Below are 11,870 nucleotides of genomic sequence, written 5' to 3'. Positions count from 1 at the left end.
ACCGGTGCGGGTTGTGCAGCGCCGAATAATAAAGATCGACAGGGAGTGCTTCGCATGAAAAACCTCAAGACCACCGTGCTCGCCCTCACCGCCGTTGCGGCCTTGGGTTTGGCGGGTAGCGCCCACGCTGGCGCCACCTTGGATGCGATCCAGAAGAAGGGTTTCATCCAGTGCGGCGTCAGCGACGGCCTGCCGGGCTTTGGTGTACCGGACAGCCAGGGCAAGATGACCGGCATTGATGTCGATGTGTGCCATGCCGTCGCCGCAGCGGTGTTTGGCGACGCCTCGAAGGTGAAGTTCAGTCAGTTGACCGCCAAGGAGCGGTTCACCGCGCTGCAATCCGGTGAAGTCGATGTGATCTCACGCAACACCACGTGGACCAGTTCCCGTGATTCGGGCATGGGCCTGGTGTTCACCGGCGTGACTTACTACGACGGTATCGGTTTTCTGGTGAACAACAAGCTGGGCGTGACCGACGCCAAGCAATTGGATGGGGCGACCGTCTGCCTTCAGGCCGGCACCACGACGGAGCTCAACGTCTCCGATTACTTCCGTACCCATGGCATGAAGTACACGCCGATCACCTTCGATACCGCTGACGAGAGCGCCAAGGGCCTGGAATCCGGGCGCTGCGATGTGCTGACCACCGATCAATCGGGCCTGTACGCCCAGCGCATCAAGATGGCTCACCCAGAGGAGTTCGTGGTGCTGCCGCAAGTGATCTCCAAGGAGCCGTTGGGCCCGCTGGTGCGCAAGGGGGACGATGAGTGGTTCAGCATCGTCAAGTGGACGCTGTTTGCCATGCTCAATGCCGAGGAGATGGGCATCACCTCGCAGAACGTCGAAGAACAAGCCAAGACCACCAAAAACCCTGATGTCGCGCGGTTGCTCGGCGTCGACGGCGAATATGGCAAGGACCTGAAACTGCGCAAGGATTGGGTGGTGCAGATCGTTAAACAGGTGGGCAACTATGGCGAAGTGTTCGAGCGCAACATCGGCCAGGGCAGCGTGTTGAAGATCAAGCGTGGGCTTAATGCCCTGTGGAGTGAAGGCGGTATCCAGTACGCGCCTCCGGTGCGCTGATCGTTACTCCGAAACCTTGTCTTTCCCCGCCGCCTTGGACCGGTACAGTGCCTGATCGGCTCGTATCATCAGGGCGGTCGGGGACTCACCCGGACGACGCTCCACCACACCCAGGCTCAATGTCAGCGCGAACTCGCCCACTGCGGGTACCTCGCGCATGGCGTGGCGAACCGTCTCGGCCAACGCCTTCGCAACCACCAGCGAACTTTTGGGCAAGACCAACATAAATTCGTCACCTCCCCAGCGCGCCAGCAAATCGCCCTGCCGTGCGCAGGCCAGCAGGCTCTCCACCACTCGTATCAGGGCTTGGTCACCGACGGCGTGACCGTGTTGATCATTGATCGGCTTGAAGTCATCGATATCCATGGCCACCAGTGCCAGCGGCAAACGAAAGCGCTCGGCGCGCTCGCATTCTTCCAGCAAGACTTTCTCCAGGCAGTAGCGGTTCGCCACGCGGGTCAAGGCGTCGTGTTCGGCCAGGAAACGGTTTTCGTCCAGTTGCAATTGCAGTTGCTGGTTGACCCGCGACAGCTCGCGGGTGCGCTCGGCCACCAGGGCCTCGAGGGACTGGTTACGTCGCTCCAGCTGTTCGATCGAGGATTTGCGTACCTGGATATCGCGATGAGCACCGACCATACGCGCCACCGAATCGTCGTCATTGCGCGCGATGACGTAGCCACGGTCTTCGATCCACAAGTAAGTGCCATCGGCCTTGCGGCAGCGGTACTCGGCCCGGTAGAAGGACGCGCGACGATGGATGTAGTCATCGAACAGGGTCATGACTTGAGGGTAGTCATCGGCGTGGATCACCCTCTCCCAGGTGAACACACTGTTCTCCATGGAGTGGCGGGGGTAGCCGAGCATCTCGTACCAGCCAGGGTTGCGGTAGACGAAGCCGGTATTGGCGTTCCAATCCCAGATCCCATCGCTGACCAGTTCCATGACCGCATGCAGCATGTCAATGTTGAGGTCGGAAAAGTCATTGCTCAGCGGCTTGCTGTCGGAGTTATCGTCCATATGTGCGCTTCCTGCGTAGGCTGGTTTCCAAGGCCAGTCGTGGTTGACGCCGATACTCCGTGGCTGGGGCTACTGTACATCGGGGGCTGCGGGCTTTGAATAGGGCGAGTGAAGACTTTAGTTGGGTGGATCTGGGTTAGTGCTTCGGTGCGTTCCTGTCGATACCGTTGTTGAGGATCTGACATGATTGGGGACGATGTTGTGGGTAGGTATAAGACGGGCAGCTCAAACTAATAGTTATGTGTCCGGATTAATTAAATGGGTTGTTATTGTCGAGTTATGGCGCTGTATTTAAAGCGATAGAGTTGTTGATTTGATTAAATGGCCTACAAGGAGCAGCGTGTTAGCGCTGCTCTTTTAGCAGGTATTAAAGATGAGGTTTACTTATTACAGAATACGGCCTTGACCCAGGCTGTCTAAGCCACCACCGGTGCGTCGACGACCTTTATCTGGGTTGGCTTCATAGGACGCACTTTCGGCGAATGGTTGTGGTTCTGCGGCGCTTCGTTTTTGACGGGAATTAGCGTGCTGGTCAGCCTGGGCGGCTGGAAAGGTGGCGTATGGAAAGGCGTGGGTGTTGATAGAGTTAATCATTGGAAGGTCTCTCTCTATGAAGATTAAGTTTTAAGTCTTACATGGCATGTTCTTCCCTGTAACAATGCGAGGGTTAAGTTAGTTTGATTTGTTGTGGTTGGCGAGCGCTTATATGTGTCGGGTTGTAATGGGGGAGGGGTCGGGCTAAATACTTGTAAAGTTTTGGATGGTTTATTAAGGGGGAGTTAAGTAGTCGTGACGGTGTGTGAACTTATATGTTTAAGCCGCGCGGTACCCGGTAGTTAGTCGGGAGCCGCTGTTCTGCATATCGATCAAATGTTTGCGCTTCCAGTCACCATGGGTCTGGACGATCACCCTGGATAATGTCGCGGCGCCATCAATGCATGCACATGCCCTGCTGGGTCAGTGCCGTTTGCACGCATTCAAGTAAGCGCTCGGCGCTCCAGGGTTTGGGCAGGAACCGCACGGAACTACCCAGTTGTGCCGCCAGCGTGGTATTACCGGAAGTCAGCACCACCGGTAAGGACGGCCAGCGATGCGCCACCACCTTGCTCAGGTCGTACCCATTGAGCAGACCCGGCATCTGGATATCGCTGACAATCAGGTCCACTGGGTCATCGCCTCGCTCCAGGTAAATCATGCCTTCATCCGCCGAAGGAAACGATGTCACTAGCGCACCGAAATCTTCCAGCACATCCACCATCAACGCCCGAATGATTTCGTCGTCTTCCAGTACTAAAATCGATGGCTGAGCCATGATCCTTACTCCACCATCAGGGTTCAATTAGGTGGAGTGGGGCGGGCTTGAATAGGTTCGATTGAATGTATCCCAAGCGATGGATGGTCATTGGCGGCGTGCTGCAGGATACTCGGCACACTCAGGATCGGCCGTTACCCGGCCACGCACAAGGCCGTCAACCGTGAACGCACCCGCTGTTTCGATTTTCGACAAAGATCTCGGCCACCGCATGATCAAGGTTGACCATGCCGGCGAGCATGGCGCGATCTGTATCTACAGTGGCCAGTTGTTCATGGCGCGGTTCTCTGCCCCGGGCATGGTCGCTGAGCTCAAGGAGTTCCTCTCTCACGAGCGCCGCCACCGCGCCGTGTTCCAGGCCGAGTTGCAGCGCCGGGGTTATCGCCGTTGCCGCAGCTACTGGTTGTGCGGGCTCGGTGGCCTGGTACTGGGGCTGATCACCGGGTTGTGCGGTCGCAAGGCCATCGTGGCCACCACCGTGGCGGTGGAAAGTGTGGTGCTCAAACACCTCGCCCATCAACTCCACACACTACGCGACATCGACCCCCTGGCCGTGGCCGCCATCGCCTCGATTGTCGACGAAGAACAACATCACCACGATCACTCGGCCGCGCAGATCGATGTGCGTGACCCTTGGTTCAGAGCGCTGACACCGATAGTCACCGCCTGGACTGAAACCGTGATCTGGATGGGCATGCGTTCCTGACAAACAGGCATAATCGTGCGCTACACCCGATGTGGAGTTGTCCATGAAGTACGCCTTACTGATCGCTGCCCTGATACTCACCACCGCCCCGGCCTACGCTGCCGGCGATGCCGAGGCGGGCGGCAAGCTCTTCACCAAGACTTGCGGCGGCTGCCACAGCATCGGTGAAGGTGCGCGCGGTGGTTTTGGTCCCGAGCTCAACGGCATCATCGACAGGCCAGCGGGCACCACCACGGACTATCAATACTCCGACGCGATGAAGAACTCCGGTGTGGTCTGGACCCGGGATAAACTGGCCGCTTATATCGAAGCACCGAAGAAAGTAGTCAGTGGCACCCGCATGATTTTCTGGGGCATCAGCGATCAGGACAAGATTGCAGACATCCTGGCGTATCTCGAAACCTTCCAGCCCAACAAGTAGTCACTCGCGCACATTCCTGAACAGCATCAATCGCGCGCTTTCATGTAGCCCATGCGTGAGCCCTTGCAAGCGTTGAAACTCTTCGGGATGTTGCTCGGCGACATCCTCCCGAGGCGTTTGCGAGGCCAGGTCATGCAACGTCGGTGAGCTGCCGTCGTGCTGCATTTGCAGCAGGAAGTGGCGGGTCACACCGCCGATAATCGGGAAGGTGCCTTCCTGCAGTACCAGCGGCACCACGCGTTCGCCTTCGGGCGCCGGTTGCTGGATATCCCGGCCCATCGCGCTATTGGAAAACGGCACACCTGCCATCCCGGCCACGGTGGGCAGCAGGTCGGCCAGGCCCACGGCGTCTTCGATCACCCGAGGTTGCAGGCCTGGGGCGTGGATCAACAGCGGCACATTGTTGCTTTCCAGTCCCAGTTGCTCGAAGGCGGGCGCCATGTGAGGGATCTGGCTGATGCGTGTGTTGTGGTCGCCGAAGAACACAAAGATGCTGTTGTCGTACCAACCCCCGGCCTTGGCGATCTCCATCAGGCGACCGATGTTGTAGTCCAACAGGCGCACGGCCTGGTATTGCTCGACACTGCGTGAACCCGCCGCCTGGACCTGCTCCAGTGTCACGTCTTTTATCTGGAAACCGTCGTTTTGCTTCGGGATCGTGAAGGGCCGGTGGTTGCCGGAGGTTTGCAGGTAGGCGAAGAACGGTTGGTGTTTGGGCACGGCGCGCAATAACAGGTCGCCTTCCTTGAACAGGTCCAGATCGGAAATGCCCCACACATCCACGCGTGGCGAGCGCCAGTGGCTTTCCTCAAACAGTTGCACATCGTCGATGCTCTGGCGGATCAGTGCGTTGATATTCGCCCAACCAGCGTTGCCGCCGATCATGTAGAACTTCTGGTAGCCCTCGAAGGCGTTGATCAAGGTGTGTTGACGGGTGATCAGCGGGTGGCGGGTAGCGGTCTCCTGGCGGGTCACGTCGGGCACGCCGGTGATGCTCGCCCACACGGTTTTCGCGGTGCCGGTCACAGGCACGTAGAAGTGTTTGAAGAACCAGCTCTGTGTCGCCAGTTTGTCCAGGTTCGGCGTTGGATTCAGTGGGTTGCCGTAGGCACCCACGGCGCTGGTGCCGAGGGATTCAAGCATCACGAAAATCACGTTGGGCGGTCGCTCGCCGGCCAGGCGATAGGGCTGCACGGCTTGTTTGCGGGTGAAGTCCAGTTGCTCGGCGTCGGGTTGATCGACGCCCAGGTAATGGGCGACTTGTGGGTACAGCTCGCGCACCTTGGCTTCATCGAACTGCGACTGGCCAACCTTGAGCGTGTCATACAAAAACAGCACCGGGTTCAAGCCCACGGCAGCCACTTGGCTGTTGCCGGAAAAGAACGCATCACTCCATCGCAGCGGCACCGGGTTTTCCAGGTTGAGGTTGGCCACACGGCCGAGCAGGGCCAGCAGCACGGCGATGACACCGATCACTGAAGCAGAGGCCAGGGTCAATTTGCCGAGGGGCTTGGGGTCGTGATCTAGGGTCAGTCGTTCCAGGCAGACGAGTGCCCACACCCATAGCGCCACGGCGGCCAGCCAGCAGGCTGTTATCCACAGCACTGGGTAGGTTTCCCACACCATCTGTTGAGAGATCTGTGCATCTTGCAGGTAACGTAGCACGGTCGCGTTGATGCGCACGCCCAGGTAGGCGTAGTGGCCGAAGTCGATGATGTACACCAGGCCGACCACCGCCAGTGCTACCACCAGATAGCCGCGCGCCAACCAACGCAGGGCGGGCAGGGTAGTGAGGTTCCAGCAGGGTATCCACGCAAGCACCGCCAGCGGTAACAGGAGCAATACGGCCAGGCGCAGGTCGAAACGCAGGCCGATGCCTAGGGTTTCCAGCAACGCAGGCGTGGTGAAATCAAGCCCGGAAAAACCCACGACAAACACCAGCCGCAGCGCGGCCAACACCACAAACACCAACCCGATCGCCCCCACGCCGTAGCGCAGGCGGCGTGATTGCAACGCACCCATTACTGACCTTCCAAATTTTCCAAAACACCGTGGATCAAATGTGGGAAGGGGCTTGCCCCTGATAGCAGTGTGTCTGTATCAGCTAGGCTGCCTGGCACGCCGCCATCGGAGGCAAGCCTCCCCCCACAGTTTGAACTGCATGAGCCCAGCGATTACGCAGTAACCCGCTAGCAGCGGATCAATCAGATAATCCCAATAGTTCTCCGATGCCTTCAACCGCAGCGCGAATGCCAACGTGCCCACTGCCAGCATCCACACCACCAGCCTGTTGCGCAGCGCCAGCATCAACAGGGCCAATGCGCCTACCAGCACAATCATCGGCCGAGGGTTGAAACCCCAACGATAAGGATCGACATACGTCAGCCCCATCGTGGCCGGATACAGCAGCAGGCTCAGGCCCCCAAACAGCATCAACAGTTGCAACTGGTGCGGGCGGTCAAGCGGCTGCAACAGCCCCAACCGGCACAGCGCGACCCACGCCAGCAACACCAGCGTGCTGATCGCCAGGTCATCGGTATAGCTGCGCACATACGCCGCCAAGGGCAGTTCATTCACCGGGACAACACTGAGCGCCACCAGCACCGGCAACAACCATGGTCGCCATCGCGAGGTCATTCGAAACGTGCTCAACAGCACAAACCCCAACAGCACAAAACTCAAATGGGCTTGCCACAGCGACACCATCACAGACGCTCCGCCAGCCAGGCTTCGTTGAAGCTGACATGTTTGATAAAGGTGTTATTCCACGAGTACACCAAGTGATACATGCCATCCGGGCTGCGGCTGAAGTACGGGTATTCGTACTCGAAATCACAGCCGCGGGGTTTGCACACGCGGTAATCCAGGTTGCTCAGAAAACGTTGTTCCAACGGCAGGCGCCGGGCGCCGCTGGAGGCCCGGAAGCCTTCGCCGATGATCTCTTTGTACGCCTCGGGGGCGAACGGTTGGCCGAGCGGGTCGGGGGACTCGTCCAGATCGATCAGGTTGCGCCATTGGCTGAGCCGAGCGTCGGTGCCGTACAGGCTGAGCTTGAAGCGGCCGTCTTGCAGGTCATTGAGGGCCACCAGCAAACCATCGTCCTGGGTGGCCACCGCCGCGAGCGAGGAGTTGGGGTTGGCCGGCTCCAGTGGGTAGGGCTCACTCCAGGTTTGCCCTGCATCCTCGGTGCGGCTGGCCAGCACGCGGTGATGGGTTTCACCGGCGTAGCGCAACATCGCCACTGCGCGTTGACCATCCTGCGGCACGATGGTGGGTTGCAAGGAATGTTTACCGCGACTGATGCGGAATTTATCGATCACCGCGCCGTCGGCGCTCAAGTACAGGTACTCGGCAAACTTGCCCATGAACTCGTGATACACCGGCAGGCCGATGGAGCCGTCGGCGTGGAACACCGGCGCGGCACGCACCAGCGTGCTGATGTTAAAGAACGGTGAGGTCACCAGTTGCCTCGGGGCTGTCCAGGTGGCGCCCAGGTCCTCCGATACCATCAGATTGATCGCACTGGTGGCCCAGCCACCGACTGATACCGACACGTAAAACATCCACAGGCGGTTATCCGGCCCCAAGGCGATCACCGGGTTGCCCAGCTTGCGGATATAGCGCTGGGTGCCATCGCGTGTACTTTCCCGCGTAGCCAATACCTGCTCGGCACCCCATTCGCCGCTGAGCGCATCAAAACGTGCGGTACGCACCTGCACATCGGCGGCGCCTTCGCGGGAACCGGCGAACCACACGGCCATCAAGTCGCCGCCGGGCAGGGCGGTGACGGATGAGGAGTGCACAAAGTCGGTGAGCTGCGAAGACACAAAACGGCTGGTGTACTGCGGGGCTGTCGTAGCCGGTGTGTTGTTCGGGCTGGCTTGGGCGAAGGGGGCCAATGTGTGGGGCGGATGGCTTTGCCACGCGGCGAAAAATATCGCGAGCAGGCTGCAGATCAGTAAGGCGGAGCGCATAGAAAGCCTGTCAGGAACTCATCGCTTGGGTAGGAGGCTGCACAGTGCAAAACCAACCTTAGTGCAACCTTAGTTGGCAATGCGCCGTAACACCTTTCCCGGAATAGCCCGCGCTGGAACCCGGCATGATGCGGCCGATTCCTACAGAGATTCTGCTATGCGCCTACTCCTCGTCGAAGATGATCGTGCCCTCGGCCAAGGGATTCGCATGGCATTGGGCTCTGATGGCTACACATTGGATTGGCTGCAAGACGGCCTCAGTGCCTTGCATGCCTTGCGCACGGAAAGCTTTGACTTGCTGCTGCTCGACCTCGGCTTGCCACGCCTGGATGGCTTGGATCTGTTGCAGCAACTACGCGCCGAGCAACATGACGTGCCGGTGCTGATCCTCACTGCCCGCGACGGCACCGCCGAACGTATCGCCGGGCTGGATGCTGGCGCCGATGACTACCTGATCAAACCGTTCGACGTCCAAGAGCTCAAGGCTCGCGTGCGCGCCCTGTTGCGCCGCAGTCAGGGCCGCGCCCAACCCATATTGGAACATGCCGGTATCAGCCTCGAGCCGTCCACCCAACAAGTGCGTTACCAGGACGAAGACATCATCGTCACCCCGATGGAATACCAACTGCTGCATCAACTGATGGTACGCCCCGGCAAAGTGGTGACTCGTGAGCGGCTGTCCCGTGCGTTGTATGGCTGGCAAGACCGGGTTGAGAGCAATACCTTGGAAGTGCTGATCCATAACTTACGCAAAAAGTTATCCACCGAGCTGATCCGCACCGTACGTGGCGTCGGTTATGTGCTGGTGCTTAAACCATGAATTCGGTTCGCGCGCGCATCCTCATTCCCGTGCTGGTGTTGATCCTGCTGGGCGATGCGCTTATCAGTTGGCTGGTGCTGCGTGACAGCCACCATGAAATCGAAGAAGTCTATGACGCCCAACTCGCCCAAAGCGCTCGTCTGCTGCAAGGCGTGCTGCGCCAGCGCGACCCCGGCGATGCGGATTGGAACCGCCTGTATGAGGCGTTCGACCAGGCCATGAGCCGGGTGGGCGAAGAGGGCGTGGCCCACCCCTATGAAACCCGGCTGACCTTCCAGGTATGGCGCAGCAACGGTGAGCTGCTGATGCGCTCTGCCGAAGCCCCCGTGCTCGCCGCGCCACCGGCCACGCTCGGCGCCCACGACATCCTGGAAAATGGCAATGATTGGTGTGCCTTCCTCCTGGCCGACCCGCAACAAGGCCTGCTGATTTGGGTGGGCGAGCGCGACGACATTCGCCAAGACGTGATTGAGCGCATCATGCGCCATACCCTCTGGCCCACCTTGATCGGCGTGCCACTGCTGACCGTATTGATCTGGCTGGCCATCGGCTGGGGCCTCAAGCCCCTGCGCGCCATGGTGTCGTCGATTCGCGGGCGCAACACCGCCACCCTGCAACCCTTGCAACTCAAACCGCTGCCGACCGATCTGGAACCCATGCAAACCGCGCTGAACCGTCTGCTGGTGCAGATCGACGACCTGCTGGAGCGCGAGCGCCGCTTTATCGCCGACGCAGCTCACGAACTGCGCACCCCGTTGGCGATCTTGCGCATTCACGCACAAAACGCACAAAGCGCCGGCACCGAGGAGCAGCGCCGTGAGGCGTTGGACTTCCTGGTCAACGGCGTCGACCGCGCCACCCGCATTGGCAGCCAATTGCTGACCATGGCGCGCATCGAACCCCAGTTGAACAACCCCGTGCGCAGCCGTGTGCAACTGACCGAACTGGTGCGCGAAGAACTGGCCGAACTGACACCGCTGGCCTTGGAAAAAGGCGTGGAACTGGTGCTCGAAGGCGATGAGGAATGTTGGGTGGAAACCGAGCCGGTGGCGATGGCCATCGCGCTGCAAAACCTGGTGACCAACGCCCTCAACTTTTCACCAGCGGGCAGTGAAGTGAAAGTGGTAATTGGCACTCATTGCCTGAGCGTGAAAGACCAAGGCCCGGGCATTGATGAGGCGCAAATGGAGCGCCTGTTCGAGCGGTTTTACAGTCAAGGCAACGCCAATGGTGCGGGGTTGGGGTTGGCGATTGTGCAAATGATCGTTGGCAAGATTGGTTGGCGGTTGGCGCTGCATAACCGTGCGCGGGGTGGGTTGTGTGTGCGGTTGGTGTTTGAAAGCACCTGAAACGGTCGCACCTCCGATCCCCTGTGGGAGCTGTCGAGCCCCGGCGAGGCTGCGATGGGATCACCTCGGTATGCCTGGCAGGCCAAAATGCTCGTATCGCTGTCACTCGCCGTTTGCGCGCTAGAGGCTACGGGTGTTGACTGAGCGATAGAGAAGGGGCTTTTGCGGTGTAGGTTTCATTGCATCAAGACTCCTTCTTAGGTTGCTTTGGAGGCGGTGGCCAGGTGCCTTGGTAGCGGAAGGAAATTTGGTAGTCGAATTGGCCTGGATCAATCATGTGCTGGAAGTACGGTTGGAGAATTGTTATCCAATTAGGCAGCACGTTGAATGCGTCGGCATATATTGCAGTCTCCTCACCTAATCCCAATGCTTCAAAAACGCTATCTGGGTCTTCGAGATCCGCTGAATACTCACCTGCCTTCAAGTCATCGTAGTGCTTTTCGTACCACCGCAATCTAATTTTCATCGCCATTTTGAAAACCTATCTATTGGCAATTACGCCAGTGTTGGTGACGGCATTGGGTGGACAAGGAGGAGGTGAAGGCGGGTTAAACGGACTGACCGAACAATTGCGGGTGTTGCGTTTGGAAGGACCTGAAGGTTTGATACCTCCAGCGTCTTCCGCCAGTGTCTTCATCGGCCGTGCTGACTTCGCCGAAGTACCAATGTTCTGACTCGAAGATGTTTCCATTTTCGTCCTCGTGGATGAAGTGAAAACCAACTTCGCGCAGGCCTGGCGGAACGACCAATCCCCATTCGCGGGCCAGGCTTCGGCCGGTGATGCGAATTTGGCGGAAATACTCGTAGTCGAATGGTTGGGTGTGACCGAGCACACGTGCTTTGTCGGTGTAGACACAGACTCGGCTTGAGAACATGTCCGGGACCATGACGCAGGCGATAATCCAGCACTCAGGATCATCGTCTGATCGTGCTTCAACCAGGTGGCCTGCAACCTTGATCAACTGTTGAGCGCAGTGCGCCAGAGTTTTCGGTGTGGTTTGTTTGCCTTCAACAAGATTTTCGATAACTGGGATTTTTATATTTACGTAGTCGGGTTGCGGCGGTAACTCTTGGTAGAAGCAGCCTTCGAAGCTGTCTGCCCAGCGGGTCAGGGCTCTGAGGTGCCTGGGGATATTGCGGAGTTTTTTATTGGTCAGTGACAGTCTGCGCATGAAACTGAGCCCTCTA

The 11,870-nt window shown here is 58.8% G+C and carries 12 protein-coding genes; 5 read left to right on the top strand and 7 right to left on the bottom strand.

Annotation, left to right across the window (positions count from 1 at the left end; translation table 11 throughout):
• The first annotated feature begins 54 nt into the window (after positions 1-54).
• On the top strand, positions 55-1,083 hold the full coding sequence (locus tag AC07V4_RS24025) for an amino acid ABC transporter substrate-binding protein (protein WP_492638354.1): 1,029 nt from the start codon (positions 55-57) through the stop codon (positions 1,081-1,083).
• A 3-nt stretch (positions 1,084-1,086) separates the two neighbouring features.
• Here AC07V4_RS24025 and AC07V4_RS24020 read toward each other — a convergent pair whose 3' ends face one another.
• Positions 1,087-2,100 carry a diguanylate cyclase domain-containing protein gene (locus tag AC07V4_RS24020; protein ID WP_492638353.1) on the bottom strand — a complete coding sequence of 338 codons (1,014 nt, stop codon included), beginning with the start codon at positions 2,098-2,100 and terminating at the stop codon, positions 1,087-1,089.
• A 931-nt stretch (positions 2,101-3,031) separates the two neighbouring features.
• Positions 3,032-3,412: a response regulator gene (locus AC07V4_RS24015; RefSeq protein ID WP_492638352.1), complete on the bottom strand. Its 381-nt coding sequence runs from the start codon at positions 3,410-3,412 to the stop codon at positions 3,032-3,034.
• 163 nt (positions 3,413-3,575) lie between these two features.
• On the opposite strand from AC07V4_RS24015, the gene AC07V4_RS24010 reads away from it, so the two are divergent.
• Together AC07V4_RS24010 and AC07V4_RS24005 are read left to right on the top strand one after the other, a co-directional pair.
• Entirely contained in the window at positions 3,576-4,118 is a 543-nt protein-coding gene (locus tag AC07V4_RS24010) for a demethoxyubiquinone hydroxylase family protein (protein WP_492638351.1), read from the top strand.
• Between the two features lie 43 nt (positions 4,119-4,161).
• On the top strand, positions 4,162-4,539 hold the full coding sequence (locus tag AC07V4_RS24005) for a c-type cytochrome (protein WP_492638350.1): 378 nt from the start codon (positions 4,162-4,164) through the stop codon (positions 4,537-4,539).
• Here AC07V4_RS24005 and AC07V4_RS24000 read toward each other — a convergent pair whose 3' ends face one another.
• The 3 genes from AC07V4_RS24000 to AC07V4_RS23990 form a co-directional block, all read right to left on the bottom strand.
• Positions 4,540-6,561, bottom strand: coding sequence for an LTA synthase family protein (locus tag AC07V4_RS24000; protein WP_492638349.1), 2,022 nt, complete (start codon positions 6,559-6,561; stop codon positions 4,540-4,542).
• A gap of 78 nt (positions 6,562-6,639) precedes the next feature.
• Positions 6,640-7,245 carry a hypothetical protein gene (locus AC07V4_RS23995; protein WP_492638391.1) on the bottom strand — a complete coding sequence of 202 codons (606 nt, stop codon included), beginning with the start codon at positions 7,243-7,245 and terminating at the stop codon, positions 6,640-6,642.
• Complete coding sequence (locus tag AC07V4_RS23990) at positions 7,245-8,513, bottom strand: sialidase family protein (RefSeq protein ID WP_492638348.1); 1,269 nt, start codon at positions 8,511-8,513, stop codon at positions 7,245-7,247. The genes AC07V4_RS23995 and AC07V4_RS23990 overlap by 1 nt, the downstream gene beginning before the upstream one ends.
• Before the next feature lie 157 nt (positions 8,514-8,670).
• Here AC07V4_RS23990 and AC07V4_RS23985 point away from each other — a divergent pair, with 157 nt between their 5' ends.
• Together AC07V4_RS23985 and AC07V4_RS23980 are read left to right on the top strand one after the other, a co-directional pair.
• Positions 8,671-9,333: a response regulator gene (locus tag AC07V4_RS23985; protein WP_492638347.1), complete on the top strand. Its 663-nt coding sequence runs from the start codon at positions 8,671-8,673 to the stop codon at positions 9,331-9,333.
• Entirely contained in the window at positions 9,330-10,682 is a 1,353-nt protein-coding gene (locus AC07V4_RS23980; protein WP_492638346.1) for an ATP-binding protein, read from the top strand. Before AC07V4_RS23985 ends, AC07V4_RS23980 begins: the two co-directional genes overlap by 4 nt.
• 184 nt (positions 10,683-10,866) lie before the next feature.
• Here the strand turns inward: AC07V4_RS23980 and AC07V4_RS23975 are convergent, their stop codons facing one another.
• Positions 10,867-11,154 (bottom strand): colicin E3-like toxin immunity protein, encoded by a 288-nt coding sequence (locus tag AC07V4_RS23975; protein WP_492638345.1) that lies wholly within the window; start codon positions 11,152-11,154, stop codon positions 10,867-10,869.
• 76 nt (positions 11,155-11,230) lie between these two features.
• Positions 11,231-11,854 carry a DUF3916 domain-containing protein gene (locus tag AC07V4_RS23970; RefSeq protein WP_492638344.1) on the bottom strand — a complete coding sequence of 208 codons (624 nt, stop codon included), beginning with the start codon at positions 11,852-11,854 and terminating at the stop codon, positions 11,231-11,233.
• Positions 11,855-11,870 lie beyond the last annotated feature (16 nt).

The sequence above is a fragment of the Pseudomonas sp. GW821-FHT03A09 genome (assembly GCF_059421065.1).
The sequence above is the reverse complement of the archived record's forward strand: the minus strand, read 5'-3'. Positions and strand labels throughout refer to the sequence as shown.